This window comes from Flavobacterium melibiosi (genome assembly GCF_048158545.1).
GTDB lineage: Bacteria > Bacteroidota > Bacteroidia > Flavobacteriales > Flavobacteriaceae > Flavobacterium > Flavobacterium melibiosi.
In genome coordinates, this window is sequence record NZ_JBLNKU010000007.1 from 130,975 (window position 1) to 148,041 (window position 17,067).

Consider the following 17,067-nt stretch of genomic DNA (forward strand, 5'->3'; position numbering starts at 1 on the left):
ATAATCTAAATTATGAAACGAAAAATTATCCTCTATTTAATTTTAATGGGTTCCTTCTTTTCACTTACGGCCCAAAATATAAGAATAAAAGGAGTCGTAACTTCTTCCGAAGACGGAATGGCACTTCCTGGAGCATCAGTGATGATTTCTGGAATAAATATTGGAGCCACGACGGATTTTGACGGTCATTATATACTTAACAATGTAGATGAAAACGCTGTCTTGATATTTAGTTTTGCAGGTTTTGCAATTCAAACAATTCAAGTGAATGGACAAGAATCAATAGATGTAGTTTTGAAACCAGAATCGATACAATCAATACAATTAAGCGAACTTGTTTTAACGGGTTATACAAAAGAACGAAAAGTAGATGTAACAGGGGCTATTACTGTGGTAGATTTAAAGCCATTGTTAGGGCAAAGTCTAAGTTCTGGAAACATTATGCAAGCTTTACAAGGAAGAGTGGCAGGGCTATTCGTTGAAAAATCCGGAGATCCCAGTGGATCGAATAGCAGAATTTTAATCAGGGGGGTAAGTACGCTGGGAAATACAGACCCTTTGTATGTGATTGATGGTGTCCCTACAGTAAGACCGGAAGTATTTGCCAGTTTAAATCCAAGTGCTATAGAATCTGTTCAAGTATTGAAAGATGCCTCTGCGTCTTCTATTTATGGTTCCAGGGCTGCAAACGGTGTTATAATTGTAACAACAAAGAATGTTGCTAAAGGTGGAGCAATGAGCGTTTCTTATAGTACTAGCGTTTCATCACTTTCTGAAAAGAAGCAACGGTATAAAATGCTTAATGCACTGGACAGAGGAAAGGTTTTGTGGCAGGCATCAGTTAATGATCATGCGGATCCAGCCGGAGGATATGGTGAAATATATGATTTTGATTGGAATCATGATCCTAATAATCCAGTATTAAACAGCGTAAGCGTTAAACCTTATGTTGGTGGTGATACAAATGTTCCTGCCGGAGATACCGATTGGCAGGATACGATGTACAAAACAGGGTTTGTTATTAATAATGATTTATCGGTATCAGGTGGATCAGACGATGCAAATGCAATGCTGAATTTAGGGTATTTAGATAATTCAGGAATGCTGAAATATACCAATTATGAAAGGTATTCTGCCAGACTTAATACCAGTTTTAAGTTGTTCAATGATAAAGTTAGATTTGGTATAAATTCTCAATTTACCCAATCAAACGAAAGAAATGCCGCTAATGATGTAGGAAATGTACCAATACCAAGTTTGGCTATTTCATTAGCGCCAACTATTCCTGTATATACTGCTTCGGGTGATTATGCGGGACCATTAGGGTCTGGTTATTCAGATAGGAATAACCCATTATTAATACAATATCTAAACAGATGGGATAACAACAAAAGAATTTCTTTGTTTGGAAATGTTTTTACAGAAATTGATCTGTTAAGAAATCTTACTTTCAGGAATAGTATCGGAATGGATTTTAATGACTTCAATAGAAAAGACATTGAACCAATTGTAAAAAATGGGTTTGTTAATAGAACTACAAATAGTTTGACTGTTGATGCCAATAAATATTCAAGTTTAACGATTTCAAATACTTTAAATTATAATTTTAAAATCGGAAACCATAAAATTGGAGTAATTGTAGGTACAGAAGCAATTAAAACAGATTTGAAGACTTTGTATGCTCGAGCTGAGGGATTTGCGGTAGAAACAGAATCTTATTTTACACTTTCTGCAGCTACAGGAGCCAGGACAAATAATGGTTTATCTACAGGAAGCAGGCTGCTTTCTCAGTTTGGTAAAATTAACTATGCATTTTTAGATAGGTATTTGGCTACGTTTATCATCCGAAGAGATGGTTCATCAAGATTTGGAGAAGACAACAGATATGGTATTTTTCCGGCTGCTACTGTAGGTTGGAAGATTAATAATGAAGATTTTTTCAAAAATATAACAAAGGTTTCAAGTCTTAAACTACGTGCAGGTTATGGAGAAGTGGGGAATCAATCCATTGGTGACAATGCTCGTTTTGGTTTATATGAAGCCCGATACGGACCTAATCAAGCGGTATTTGTTCCGGATTTCTTTAATGTCTTTTATAATGTAGGAACTGCCTATGATTTAAATAGTTCAAACACTGGGAATTTACCTTCTGGTTTAGTATCAATACAAGCCGCTAATTCAGGGCTAAAATGGGAAACTACCAAAGAGGTTAACGTAGGTCTTGATTTTGGTTTTTTCGGAGATAAATTATCCGGTTCATTTGATTACTTTTCAAGAAATACAATTGGAATTTTGATTAAACCACCTATTGCATCAGTTATTGGGGAAGGGCAACAGCGTTTCTTGAATGGGGCTTCTGCCCAAAATAGAGGTTGGGAATTTACATTGGGATATTCAAATACGTTAAAAAATGGATTAGATTTTAATGTTTCCACAAATTTTGGTGCAACAAAAAATAAAATAACGGATCTACCGGAAGAAGTTAGGGCAGCATATCCAGGGACAGCTGCAAACTCCATAATTGGTCATTCACAATTTGAAATTTTTGGTTTTAAAACCGATGGTTTATTTCAAAGTCAGGCAGACATTGATTCCCATGCGACCCAAATAGCTCCTAGACTTGGAGGGATCAAATATGTTGATATTAGTGGTCCTAATGGAAAGCCTGATGGGATTATCAATTCAGATGACAGGACTTTCATTGGTACAACACTTCCAAAATTAGAATATGGCATTAATATTAGTTTAGCCTATAAGAATTTTGACTTCTCCGTTTTTGGTTCCGGAGTAGCAGGAAGAATTGGAGTTGATCCTTATATTTTTTGGAATAATTTTGTCCAAGGTAGAGAAAATGCAGGCCCAGGAACATTAAATGCTTGGTCAATAACTAATACAAGTTCAACTATACCTTCTCTTTCTTTGGTAAATAATGATACGCAAACATCAGATTATCTTTTTAGAAATAACTCTTATTTTAAAATTAGAAGTATGCAAATTGGATATTCTCTTCCGGATAGTTTAGTTGATAAAACGGGTTTTATAACTAAATGCAGAATTTATGCACAAGGAGAAAATTTATTCTGGTTTACTCCCAAGGGCTATATAGGTTCCGATCCAGAGCGAACAGATGTTAACAGAATACCAGTGCCTACTACTTTGTCATTAGGAGTAAATTTAAATTTTTAAATAATAATTCTCATGAAAAAATATAATAAAATAGTTGTCAGCTTCTTGTCAATTCTATTTTTGGCATCCTGTAGCTCAAATTTTTTAGATTACGAACCTACAGGAGTATTGTCTCCTGAGAATGTAGCAACAGCTGAAAATGCTGATGCCCTAGTTAACGCGGCTTATGCAGCCATTGGTAATGACGAAATGGTGGGGCCAATAACGCACCAATGGGTTTATGGAAGTGTACGATCAGACGATGCTTACAAAGGCGGAGGGGGTCGAGGAGACGTTGATGTTGTGGATCGTTACGAACAATATAATCTGACTATTGCGGATTATGGAGATTTGATGTTACCTAGAACTTGGACTAATCATTATAAAGCGATTTCAAGAGCCAACTTTGCTTTATCGGTTATCAATAATTTACCAGATGCAGATTATCCGCTAAAAAAAACGAGACAAGCGGAATTGCGTTTTTTAAGAGCACATTCTCATTTTATGTTGAAGTTGTTGTTCAAGAAAGTTCCTTACATCACCGAAGATTTAACTCAGGAACAGATTCTGAAAACTTCTAATGATTTGTCAAATGAGGATTTATGGAATAAAATTGCAGATGATTTTCTTTTTGCATTCGATAATTTAGAGCAATCACAAGAGCAAGTTGGTAGAGCTGATAAAAATGCTGCGGCTGCTTATTTAGCAAAATTAAGATTGTATCAGGCTTACGAACAAAATGATACACATCAAGTTGTAAATATTAACCAAGCCAGATTACAGGAAGTTATTGATTATGCCGATAAAGTAACCGGAAGTTTAGAACCGGACTTTGGTTATAACTTTTTAGATGGCCATGATAACGGACCAGAATCTATTTGGGCGGTTCAATTTTCTATCAATGACGGTACCAATACCGGTAGAGTAAGTTTTGTAACAGGATTGAATTCTCCTCACGGTACTCCTCTTTATGGATGTTGTGGTTTTCACATGGCAAGCCAGAATATGGTAAATGCTTTTAAAACAGATGCTGACGGCTTACCATTGTTGGATACTTTTAATAATGATAATGATGATAATACGGATGATGATATTTTTAATACTATCAGCAATGGGGATGCACCTTTAGCTGCTGGAGTTACAATTGACCCTAGAATTGATCATACGGTAGGTATTCCGGGAAGACCATTCAAATATAAAAATACACTGAAAACTGCCGGTGATATGGTTTACAAATTCAGTTGGGCCAGAGACCCTGGAGTTTATGGGTACTTTGGTAACATGAAAGAGCAACAATCTCCGGACTGTTCCTGTTATGTGAAAAACGGACCATTCATTGGTACTTCAAAGAATGTTGATTTCATTAGATATGCAGATGTATTGTTATTTAAAGCGGAGGCATTAATACAAAAAGGCGATTTAGAATCAGCAAGAATTATAATCAATAGGATTAGAGAAAGAGCTGCCACCAGTGCTACAATGCCTTTAGCTGCAGGAGCTTCAAATGATTATAAAATTGATATATACAAAATTCCTTTTCCTTCAAAAGAGTATGCTATGAAAGCGCTTATGTTTGAAAGACGATTGGAGTTTGGAATGGAAGGGGCTCGATTCTTTGATCTTGTGCGATGGGGAATAGCAGAAAAAGTTTTGAACGAATATTTAGCTGTAGAAGAAACAAAAAGAGATTTTCTTTCAAATGCTGAGTTCACTGCGGGTAGAGATGAATATTATCCGATACCTCAAAGAGAAATTGACTTCACAGGAGGATTATACATTCAAAATCCCGGGTATTAAAAATAAGGTTAATAATAATGTTTGTTAGTGTTTTAAATTAGATCAGGAGGCTGTCTGAAAAGATAGTCTCCTAATCTATTTATTAGGGATGTCAGCGACTCCAAATCAATAATAGTTTCTATAGGGCCTTAGGCTTCAAAAACAAAACTCCCCAGACAAGTACATCCGCTCCGGCTTCAACTAGTTGTTTTGTGTTTTTATTGGCTGCACACCATCAAATTTCTATTATTGTAATTGCCCCTTTTTCTAATAATTAGTTTTTTAATCTCTGAATAGGTGTTTTCTATAAAAAATTGTTTTCAAAAACCTGGATTTAAAAACCTGATATGGGATAAACAAATTGTAAAATAATGTATATTTGTTTAATACTTTAAAATATCATTTGACATTTAATATAAAAATGATATGTGATTTCTGCAAAAAAACTAATTGTCAATGCAATTAGAAGATATTCATAAGTCTGAAAACCTTTAGGACTTTATAAAAATATTCTTTTATTATATTCTTAAGATTATTTTTACGGATATGAATTTAGAAAAATCAACTACAAGAATAGCTATTAATTACCTAAAATATTATATTAATAAACCATAAATCGTATGTCAAGAAGAGTTTGTTTTATGCTACTGGCAAGTTTCTTATATATATTGAATTCTTGCAAATCATCTGATAAAGATAAAAAAGAAGTTTTCATTGGATTTTCACAAAGTATAGATCATGATATTTGGAGAACATCGATGGACCATGCGATGGAGGTAGAAACTTCACTTCATCCAGAGGTTAGTCTGAAAATTTATAATGCAAATCGCAAATCAAAAAAACAGATTCGAGATATTGAAAAATTTATTGAAGATAAAGTAGATGTCATCATAGTTTCTCCTTTTGAATCAGACTCTATTATTCCGGTAATAGAAAAAGCAAATGCAAAAGGTATTCCTGTAATCATAGTGGATAGAAAAATAAATTCTTCAAATTACACGGCTTATTTAGGAGCAGATAATGTTGAGGTGGGACGAATTGCTGGAAAGCATATTGTTTCATTGTCTAAAGGGCATGCAAATGTGATTGAAATTAAAGGGTCTTACAATACATCACCTGGTTTAGAAAGAAGTTTGGGGTTTAGACAAATCGTTAACCAATATCCAGGAATTAAAGTAATTACTTTAGAAGCGCAAAATGATGAATTGCCTAAGAATGAGTTTGTGAAAGCGCTGGAAAGTTATTCTGATATTAATTATGTCTTTGCATATAATGATGTAATTGCATACCAATCGTGGTCAGTAGCTAAGCAGAAAAAGCTGGAAAATAAAATAAAATTTATAGGGGTAGATGGAATTAATGGTCCAAATGGAGGGATTCAATTAGTAAAAGACGGAGTTTTAGAATCAACCGTTTTATATCCAACTGGTGGTAGCGAAGCTATTAAGCTTGCATTGAGGATTGTAGGAAAAGAGATTGTTCCTAAAAATAACAAACTAAATACCTTATTGATAGATTCTCTTAATGCAGACATAATGAGCAATCAATTTGATAAAATAACAATTCAACAATCTGATATTGAACAACAACAAAGTATTATAAAAAATCAGGAAAAGAAATACTCTACTCAGAGTAATCTTCTGAAACTATTAATTTCTTTATTTGTAATTGTACTCAGTTTAGCGATATATAGTATTTATTCTGGAATCACTATTCGCCGTAAGAAGAAAGAATTAGAAGAGACAAATAAAAAAGTTGTCAGTCAAAGAAATGAAATTAAAAAATTTTCTGAAGAACTAAAACTAAGTAATGAAGCAAGGCTTAATTTTTTTACAGGTTTGTCTCATGAATTCAAAACGCCGTTAACTCTGATATTGAGTTCTATAGAATCTTTGGGAAATGAATTTAAGAATAAAGGGGCTTCTGTTAATAAAGAAATTAATCTGATGTATAATAACTCCAGAAGATTACTCAGGTTAATCAATCAATTATTAGACTATAGAAAAACAGAGGATCAAAAATTTACTTTGAGAGCATCAAAAACTAACATTTTAGATTTTTCAAAAAGTATCATTAGTGATTTTGATAGGGAGGCAAAGAAAAGAAATATTGATTTTTCATTGACAACTAACAATCCTGATCTGGAAATTTATATAGATCGAAATCTAATGGATAAAGTCTATTTTAATTTGTTATCCAATGCCTTTAAATTCACCCCTGAAAAGGGTAAGATTTCGATTGCAATAAAAGAAGATAAACTTAATAGTGCAGTTAAAATCTACTTTAAAGATTCGGGTATAGGGATTCCGGAAAATGAGCTGAAGGAGGTTTTTAAGGCTTTTTATCAAGGTTCAAATAATTACAGAAATAGTTCTGGAATAGGACTTCATTTATCAAAAAGTTTTGTCGAACTGCACAAAGGAAAAATAGAAATTAATTCAAAAAATGGAGCAGAATTTATAATTACATTGCAGTTAGGAAAAGAGCATCTTGATGAAAAAGATATAATAAAAGAGCCAATTCTGGATTTTGTTCATGAGCCGGATTATCTGGATGCGGAGTTTATTCAAAGTGTCGAGCCCAAAAATACCGAAGATAAATATTCGATTCTATATATAGAGGACAATAAGGAGCTTTTAGATTTTGTGTCTCATAAATTCTCGGCAGAATATACTTTTTTTGCATCTGATGGTACCAATGCAATTGAAAAAGCATTGGAGTTAATTCCAGATATTATTATCTGTGATTTGAATTTGCCCGAAAAGAATGGCTTTCAAATTTGTGAAATACTCAAGAAAGATTTAAGGACGTCACATATTCCTATTATAATGCTTACTGCTTCAGATGCTCAAGAATCCTATTTGAAAGCTTTAGAAAGCGGAGCTGATATCTTTTTGACTAAACCTTTCAATTTAAAAGTACTGGCTCAATCGATAAAAGGATTACTCTTTAATAGAGAGAAACTACGGTTTTATTATACCAATAATATTTTAAATATTGAGGATGGTGATTTTGGTGTTTCTGAACAAGATTTTCTAAGAAAGTTAAATGATCTTATTGAAAAAAACTTGGGTAATTCTGCCTATACCGTTGAAGATCTTGCGCGAAGTTTAACTATTTCACGGATACAATTGTATAGAAAAGTGAAAGCTATATTGGGAATTAGTGTCAGTGATCATGTTAATAACAGGCGATTAGATAAATCAAAAGAGTTGCTGAAAAAAGCGGACTTAAACATTTCAGAAATTGCATATGCAGTTGGTTTTTCATCGCCAAATTATTTTTCAACTTCGTTTAAAAATAAATTCGGGGTTACGCCTAAAGAATATAAAAGTAAAAAATAGATTTTTTCTATTGTACATTTTCTTTTTAGCAAGATCGTGTAACCTAATTGTAATTTATGTAACATAGAAGCAACTACATCCAAGTAGTTGCTTCTATTTTTATTACATAAAATACTGTTGTTCAGTATCTTGTTTTGTTTTTTTATAATTTTAAAAAGCATTGTATAAAATCATAAGATTCCTATAACAAAACTGATTTTTTAAAAATATCTTAGGAATTGAAATTTTGGATTTAAACATAATTAATTTTTTGTTTGATTTTAAAATTACATCTGAGAAATTTTTTTCATTTCTTTTAATCAATCCATTTTTCTGATAAAAAATAATAATCTGAGATTATCAAGTCTGCGTATTTGATAGTTATCGTAAACCATCAAAATATGAAAATAAACCTTAAGTTTCTATGTCTTCCACTTTGTTTTATATTATTTTATAATTGTAGTAAAGATGATAAACCTGAAAGACCCACTGTAATCACAAATGCTCCGCCTTGCCAGACTGTTAATGAGTTAGACAGAGCGTATACAATTTTCTTCAAACCAACAGTAGGTTGGGTTGGTGATCCCATACCATTTTATGAAAATGGAGTATTCCATATTTTCTATTTGCATGATGCGAGGAATACATTACCAACATTTCATCCTTGGTACAAAGTGGCTACAACTGATTTTGCGACATTCACAGGCAATAGCGAAATGATTGCTACTGGAACCGCTATTGATCAGGATGGAGCATTGGGTACAGGAGCTATTTTTAAATTGAATGGTATTTATTATGCTTTCTATACAGGACATAACGGAAATCTTGATCCGAAAGAAAAAATTATGCTTGCAACGTCTACGGATTTAAAAAATTGGACAAAAGACACTTCCTTTTTGTTACAGGCTTCTTGGGGATATGATCGTAATGAATTTAGAGATCCAATCGTGATAGAAGATAAAAGTACAGGAACGTATAAAATGTTGATTGCCACACGTTCTGAGGTTGGTTTAGTTTCTGACAATACTGTGCCATGGCGAGCAGTGATCGCGCAATACAGTTCCACTAACTTAAGAGATTGGACTTTGGAAAAGCCATTTTATGAGGATACAACTACTTTTATAACGGAATGTCCAGACGTATTTATTATAGGGGATTATCAATATTTGATTTATTCTAATATTGATGATCGAATGGTACACTATAAATACCGTCTGCTAACATCGAATACTTGGATTAATCCTATAAATAATAAGTTAGATGGAGTTGCTTTCTATGCTGGAAAAACAGTTAGCGATGGCATAAAACGATATATAAGCGGATGGTGTCCTACTAAAAATAAAAACAGTGATGCTACTATTTTTGATTGGGCTGGATCGCTAGTAACACATCGCCTTGTTCAGCATCCAAATGGAACATTAGGCATTACGATACCTGATGGTGTAAACAACAAGTTTATTATTAATGAAGCTTTAAATCCGACAATAGGTTTTGGAACTACAAAAAAAGGAGATGCATATACATTAACTGTTAATGGGGCCGAAAAAGCATTTTCAGTATTTGACAGAAAAACGGGAGCGTTTAAAATTAAAGCGCATGTAAAAGCGACATCGTCTACTCAATTTGGTTTTGAATTTGGAGCGTGTGAAACACGAAATGAAGTATTTGCCATTGTATTTGATTTGGTCAAGAATCAATTAAGATTAGATAAGGTAATAAAAAATGCCGCTTCATTAAATTTAACTCAACTCCCGCTAAATGTCCCTGCTAATAAAGAGTTTGATATTACAATCATTTCTGAAAATTCGGTTTGTGTTATATACATTAATGACGAAATAGCTTTTACAAACCGTATTTATAAAATGAATCAAAATCCATGGGCTATTTTTGCAGATAATGGGGAAGTGGTTTTTTCAAATCTAAAAAGTTTTAAATAAAATACTACAATAATTGTTCACTGTAGTATTTCCAATCTTTATTAGCTTATTTTATAAAGGCTCAGTAAAGAAATAAATCAGGTTGTCTTTTTTTTAAGCACGTTTTTTATAAGAGCGCTCATTTCCTATCTGTTTAATGTTAACATCAGGACCATCAAAATTTGATTTTGGTGGTTTTTTTATGAAAAGGGTAGAAAAACAATCAAAAGATCAGATGAAGCCTGCTCGCATAAGGTGGTGTGAGGGAGGGAGGCAAAGTTCGGTTCAGTTATTTTTAGGAGCAAAACGGAAAAAATTTAGAGAACCGTGTTTACTTCTCAATTTTCTTGTCCTCGATGCAATTTTCTATGAATAGATATATAAAAATGCTTTAGGTCTTGTTGTTATTTTGTATTTCCTTCCCGCATTTTTTTTTAAGTAGGCAATAGTCTGAATTACTTAATAAATTCATTTTTTTTGTTGATTATTTTTATACTTCTTTTAAAAATAAATTTAAAATATTATTAAATGAATAAAATCTATCAAGTAGGTTTTTTTTTAATTGTGGAACATCCATTATTTTTTAAAACTGGAGTAACATAGTTATAACAAGGGTAACATAATCAAACTATAACGAAATAGTTCTTTGTTTGTTTTTAAACGTAAGATGTTTAAAAACAGCTTGTTATGTTTTTATTTGTGGTTCTATAGTAGTATTAAATAAAATTGTAACATCCTCAAAATACAAGCAAAACTTTTCCGGATATCTTAGCAATCTAATTTAATATTTTTTGATAATGAAAAAAATTGTTGTTTGGTCTTTGATTGCGTCATTAGCAGGATTCCTTTTTGGTTTCGATACTGTTGTTATATCTGGAGCTGACAAAAAGCTACAGGATTTATGGCATTCCTCCGATGCTTTCCATGGAACAGTGGTCATGGGGATGGCTTTGTGGGGTACTGTCTTCGGAGCAATATTTGGAGGGATACCCACTAATAAAATAGGAAGAAAAAATACCTTATTATGGATAGGAATTCTATTCTTCATTTCTGCGATCGGTTCTGCTTTTGCAAATGATCCAATTATTTTTGCTGTATTTAGATTTATTGGAGGGCTTGGTGTCGGAGCTTCTACAATTGCTGCACCAGCATACATTTCTGAAATTGCGCCAGCAAAAGATAGAGGTAAACTAGTTGCTTTCTATCAATTTAATATTGTATTGGGAATTCTGGTTGCCTTTCTTTCGAATTATTTGTTAAGAAATACTGGTGAAAATTCATGGAGATGGATGATGGGAGTACAAGCAATTCCTTCTTTTATTTATACATTATTTATTTTTACGATCCCAGAAAGCCCAAGATGGTTGTTGTCTAAATCAAGAAACGAAGAAGCTAAGGATGTTTTACAAAGAATGTATCCTGGTGATGATGTAGAAGAACTAATTTCAGAAATTCATCTTGATAATAATTCAGCTGCTGCCAATGAGAATATTTTTCTCAAAAAATACCGTACTCCTTTAATTCTAGCTTTTTTCATAGCCTTTTTTAATCAGTTATCAGGAATTAATGCATTCTTATATTACTCGCCTAGAATTTTTCAAGAGGCAGGCTTAGGGGAAAGTACCGCTTTGCTAAGCAGTATCGGTATTGGTGCAACCAATTTGGTTTTTACTCTAGTGGGCGTTTTTCTAATAGATAAACTGGGAAGGAAGGTCTTAATGTACATTGGTTCAATAGGATATATTATTTCTCTTAGCCTTGTAGCTATGGCTTTCTTCTTGCATTGGCAAGGAATGGCAGTTCCAATCTTCTTATTCTTATTTATTGCTTCACATGCAATAGGTCAAGGAGCAGTCATTTGGGTCTTTATTTCAGAAATTTTCCCAAATCATCTGAGAGCTTCCGGACAAGCTTTTGGGAGCACAACACACTGGATTTTAGCAGCAATAATTCCTTCTCTTATTCCATTTTTATTTTCCACGATAGGTCCAGGAGTTGTGTTTTTGTTTTTTGCTGTAATGATGGTTTTTCAACTCGCGTTTGTAGCAGTTTTAATGCCGGAAACCAAAGGAATTTCTTTAGAAGAATTAAGTAAAAAATTAATAAAAAAATAACGTTATGAGCAAAGCGAATAAAAAAAGATGTTTCATAGTTATGTGCTGTGCAATGGGATTACTAGCCTTAATTAGTTGTAAAGAATCTTCCCTTTTGGATAAAAAAGCGTATTCTGAGGAAGAGCTTTATAGACCTAATTTTCATTTTACGCCAAAAAAAGGATGGATGAACGATCCAAATGGGATGTTTTATTATAATGGATATTACCATCTTTTTTACCAACACTATCCTGATTCAAATGTTTGGGGGCCAATGCACTGGGGACACGCTATAAGTAATGATCTTATAACTTGGACAGAAAAGCCAATAGCTATTTATCCAGATGAAAAAGGGTATATCTTTTCGGGAAGTGCTGTAGTTGATTTAAAAAACACCTCTGGTTTTGGCAGTTTGCAAAACCCGCCCATTGTAGCCATGTTTACCTATCACGATCCTATAAAAGAGAAAGCGGGTAAGACCGATACTCAATCACAAGGGATTGCCTATTCGTTAGACGAAGGATTGACTTGGACTAAATATGAGAATAATCCAGTTATCAAGAATATAAATATTCCGGATTTTAGAGACCCAAAAATGACTTGGGATAATATTCACAAGCAGTGGTTAATGGTCTTGGCGGCAGGGGATAAAACCATTTTTTATGCATCAAAAAACTTGAAAAATTGGGAATTGCTTTCTGATTTTGGTAAAAACATTGGGGCTCATGGAGGTGTTTGGGAATGTCCAGATTTTTTCCCAATGCTTGTTGATGGCTCTGATGAATACAAATGGGTGCTTCTGCTAAGTATAAACCCTGGAGGTCCTAATGGAGGTTCAGCAACCCAATATTTTATTGGAGATTTTGACGGTAAGAATTTTAAACTGGACGCTTCTTTTTCTCAGGATTTGAAACAGCATAAATCACTTTGGATTGACTATGGCCGAGATAATTATGCGGGTGTTACTTGGTCAAATATCTCAGAGACAGATGGTAGGAAGTTGTTTACGGGTTGGATGTCCAATTGGCAATATGCCAATAAAGTTCCTACCCAAAAATGGAGAGGGAGCATGACGTTGCCAAGAGAATTAAAACTTATAAAAGCAGGAAATCATTTCAGAGTTTCTTCTCAGCCAGTTAAAGAATTACAAAATTATGTATCAAAGACTATAAAAAAAGAGGTGCTTAAAATTAGTGAGAAGAAAAACATATTAATTGATAAATCACTAGTTGATCTGTCAAGATTGGATATTCAGTTTACAATGAAGAACTTGAAAAAAGATGTCTATACTTTTTCACTTTCCAATAATTCTAATAACACCATACATTTTGGCATCAATACAAAAGACAAGTACTTTTTTATCGATAGAAAAAAATCGGGGGATTTGTCTTTTTCAGATGTTTTTGCAAAGGAAGTTTCTAAAGCGCCATTTACCGAAGATTTTGATAAAATGGATGTACGGGTAGTAATTGATAAAACCTCAATAGAAGTATTTTACAATAACGGACAAACAGTTATGACCGAAATATTTTTTCCGGAGAAACCAATGGAAACATTTTCAGTCACTAAAGAAAATTTCAATTTCACTATTGAAAATTTAATAATTAACCAACTAAAATTTAACTAAACTATCTAAATTATGAAACGAAAAATCATCCTCTATTTAATTTTAATGGGTTCCTTTTTTTCACTTACGGCCCAGAACATAGGAATAAAAGGAGTGGTAACCTCTTCCGATGACGGAATGCCACTTCCCGGAGCAACAATTACAGTCTCCGGAACAAAAAATGCAACCGCAACAGATCTTGATGGTCATTATACGTTTAACAATGTAGATAAGAATGCTACTTTGGTATTTAGTTTTACAGGTTTTACAAGTCAAACAATTAAAGTTAACGGTCAAGAATCTATAAATGTTGTTTTAAAACCGGAGTCAATAAGTTTAACCGAAATTGTTGTAACTGGGTATTCTAAAGAGAAAAAAGCCGATTTAACTGGTGCTGTTACGGTGGTAGAATTGAAACCTATTACTGGGCAAACCATGAGTTCTGGAAATGCTATGCAGGCTTTACAAGGTAGAGTTGCCGGATTAACTATTGAAAAATCGGGTGATCCAAGTGGAGCGAACAGCAGGATTTTAATCAGGGGTGTGAGTACGCTAGGAAATACAGATCCATTGTATGTTATCGATGGTGTTCCAACGGTAAGACCGGAAGTATTTGCTAGTTTGAGTCCAAGTGCTATTGCATCTATTCAAGTTTTAAAAGATGCTTCTGCTTCCTCTATTTATGGATCTAGAGCTGCCAATGGAGTTATCATTGTTACTACTAAAAATGCAGCAAAAGGGGTGACGAGCGTCTCTTACAGTACTAATGTCTCAGTGCTCTCTGAGAAAAAGCAACGTTATAAAATGCTTAATGCACTGGACAGAGGAAAGGTTTTGTGGCAGGCATCAGTTAATGATAATGCTGATCCGTCGGGAGGATATGGCGAGATCTATAATTTTGATTGGAATAATGATTTTAATAATCCAATATTGAATAGCGTAAGTGTAAAGCCATATGTAGGTGGAGATACTAATGTTCCCGCAGGAGATACGGATTGGCAAGATACTGTATACAAAACAGGGCTTCTTATTAATAATGATTTATCTATATCTGGAGGATCAGATAAAGCAAATGCGGTATTGAACATGGGGTATTTAGATAATTCTGGGATGCTAAAATACACTAATTATGAGAGATATTCTGCAAGACTTAATGCCAATTTCAAGCTGTTTAATGACAAAGTAAGATTTGGTGTTAATTCACAATTTACACAGTCAAATGAAAGAGCTGCTGCAAATGATGTAGGAAATGCACCAACACCAGGTTTAGCAATAACCTTAGCGCCAACTATTCCAGTTTATACTGCGTCTGGTGAGTATGCTGGCCCATTGGGATCTGGTTATTCAGATAGAAATAATCCTTTATTGATGCAATATTTAAACAGATGGGATAATAGTAAAAAAATTGCTTTGTACGGTAATGTTTTTACAGAAATTGATATTTTAAAAGGGCTAACCTTTAGAAATAGTATTGGGATGGATTTTAATGATTTCAACAGAAAAGACATTGAGCCAATTGTGAAAAATGGATTTGTTAATAGAGGTACAAACAGTTTAGCTTTTGATACCAATAAATATTCTAGTTTAACGATTTCAAATACTTTAAATTATAGTCTTAATATTTCTCAGCATAAATTTGGAATACTTATAGGTACTGAATCAACTAAAACGGATTTGAACACCTTATATGCACGTGCAGAAGGATTTGCAGTAGAATCAGAATCGTATTTTACACTATCTGCGGCTACTGGAGCTAGAACAAACAATGGAATTTCAACTGGTAGTAGGCTGCTTTCTCAGTTTGGAAAGTTAAACTATGCTTTCTCGGACAAATATTTAGCTTCATTTACTATTCGTAGAGATGGTTCATCAAGATTTGGTCAAGACAATAGATATGGTATTTTTCCAGCTGTTACTGCAGGATGGAGGATAAATAATGAAGAATTCCTTAAAAATGTAACAGCAGTTTCAAACTTGAAACTACGAGCTGGTTATGGAGAAGTAGGAAATCAATCCATTGGGGACAATGCTCGTTTTGGATTGTATGAAGCACGATACGGACCGAATCAAAATGTATATTTTCCTGATTTTTTCAATATCTATTATAATGTTGGAACTGGCTATGATTTGAATGGAACTAATACAGGGAATTTACCTTCTGGTTTTGTGTCTATACAAGCTGCAAATTCAGGTTTAAAATGGGAAACTACAAAAGAGGTTAACGTAGGTCTTGATTTTGGTTTTTTTGAAAATAAATTATCGGGTTCTTTTGATTATTTCTCAAGACAGACGGAGGGAATTTTGATTAAACCGCCAGTTGCATCTGCTGTAGGAGAAGGGCAACAGCGTTTTGTAAATGGAGCTTCGACTGCAAATAAAGGTTGGGAACTTACAGTAGGATATGCAGATAAATTAGATAATGGATTGTCTTTTAATGTTACCACTAATTTTGGTGCAACAAAAAATAAGATTACAGATCTGCCGGCAGAAGTTAGAGCAGCATATCCAGGAACTGCAGCTAATTCGATAATTGGGCATTCACAATTCGAAGTTTTTGGATATAAAACTGAGGGTTTATTCCAAAATCAAGCAGAAATCGATTCGCATGCGACTCAAGTAGGTTCTAGGCTGGGAGGTATAAAATTTGTTGACATAAACGGTGATGACAAAATAAATTCTGATGACAGAACTTTTATTGGTACAACACTTCCAAAATTAGAATATGGTATTAATATTAGTTTAGCGTATAAGAATTTTGACTTCTCCGTTTTTGGTTCTGGTGTAGCCGGAAGAATTGGAGTTGATCCTTATATTTACTGGAACAATTTTGTTCAAGGAAGAGAAAATGCAGGTCCTGGAACGTTTAACGCTTGGACACCAACGAATACAAATACGGATGTGCCGTCTCTTTCTTTGGCACATAATGACACCCAGACTTCAGATTATCTTTTTAGAAATAATTCTTATTTTAAAATTAGAAATCTACAAATTGGATATTCTCTTCCGGATAGTTTAGTAGGCAAAACAGGATTTATAACCAGATGCAGAGTTTATGCACAAGGGGAAAATCTATTTTGGTTTACTCCAAAGGGCTATATAGGTTCCGATCCAGAGCGAACAGATGTTAACAGAATACCAGTGCCTACTACTTTGTCATTAGGTGTAAACTTTAATTTTTAATTAATTCT

At 33.6% G+C, this 17,067-nt stretch carries 7 protein-coding genes; all 7 read left to right on the plus strand.

Annotated elements, in window-relative coordinates:
• Nucleotides 1-12 precede the first annotated feature (12 nt).
• A complete protein-coding gene (locus ACM55F_RS10540; protein ID WP_416853756.1) occupies nt 13-3,186 on the plus strand; it encodes a SusC/RagA family TonB-linked outer membrane protein in 3,174 nt (1,057 codons plus the stop codon).
• A 12-nt stretch (nt 3,187-3,198) separates the two neighbouring features.
• A complete protein-coding gene (locus ACM55F_RS10545; protein ID WP_416853757.1) occupies nt 3,199-4,962 on the plus strand; it encodes a RagB/SusD family nutrient uptake outer membrane protein in 1,764 nt (587 codons plus the stop codon).
• Nucleotides 4,963-5,561: 599 nt separating this feature from the next.
• Nucleotides 5,562-8,285, plus strand: a complete 2,724-nt coding sequence (locus tag ACM55F_RS10550; protein WP_416853758.1) for a substrate-binding domain-containing protein — start codon at nt 5,562-5,564, stop codon at nt 8,283-8,285.
• 380 nt (nt 8,286-8,665) lie between these two features.
• Nucleotides 8,666-10,201, plus strand: a complete 1,536-nt coding sequence (locus ACM55F_RS10555; RefSeq protein WP_416853760.1) for a glycoside hydrolase domain-containing protein — start codon at nt 8,666-8,668, stop codon at nt 10,199-10,201.
• 776 nt (nt 10,202-10,977) lie between these two features.
• Nucleotides 10,978-12,294, plus strand: a complete 1,317-nt coding sequence (locus tag ACM55F_RS10560; RefSeq protein ID WP_416853761.1) for a sugar porter family MFS transporter — start codon at nt 10,978-10,980, stop codon at nt 12,292-12,294.
• A 4-nt stretch (nt 12,295-12,298) separates the two neighbouring features.
• Entirely contained in the window at nt 12,299-13,900 is a 1,602-nt protein-coding gene (locus ACM55F_RS10565) for a glycoside hydrolase family 32 protein (RefSeq protein WP_416853763.1), read from the plus strand.
• A gap of 12 nt (nt 13,901-13,912) precedes the next feature.
• Nucleotides 13,913-17,059, plus strand: a complete 3,147-nt coding sequence (locus ACM55F_RS10570; RefSeq protein WP_416853764.1) for a SusC/RagA family TonB-linked outer membrane protein — start codon at nt 13,913-13,915, stop codon at nt 17,057-17,059.
• Nucleotides 17,060-17,067 lie beyond the last annotated feature (8 nt).

Bases quoted from the DNA above. Each gene is read 5' to 3' on its own strand.
- ACM55F_RS10545 (WP_416853757.1), top strand. From the start codon at position 3,199: ATGAAAAAATATAATAAAATAGTTGTCAGCTTCTTGTCAATTCTATTT.
- ACM55F_RS10555 (WP_416853760.1), top strand. From the start codon at position 8,666: ATGAAAATAAACCTTAAGTTTCTATGTCTTCCACTTTGTTTTATATTA.
- ACM55F_RS10570 (WP_416853764.1), top strand. From the start codon at position 13,913: ATGAAACGAAAAATCATCCTCTATTTAATTTTAATGGGTTCCTTTTTT.
- ACM55F_RS10565 (WP_416853763.1), top strand. From the start codon at position 12,299: ATGAGCAAAGCGAATAAAAAAAGATGTTTCATAGTTATGTGCTGTGCA.
- ACM55F_RS10550 (WP_416853758.1), top strand. From the start codon at position 5,562: ATGTCAAGAAGAGTTTGTTTTATGCTACTGGCAAGTTTCTTATATATA.
- ACM55F_RS10540 (WP_416853756.1), top strand. From the start codon at position 13: ATGAAACGAAAAATTATCCTCTATTTAATTTTAATGGGTTCCTTCTTT.
- ACM55F_RS10560 (WP_416853761.1), top strand. From the start codon at position 10,978: ATGAAAAAAATTGTTGTTTGGTCTTTGATTGCGTCATTAGCAGGATTC.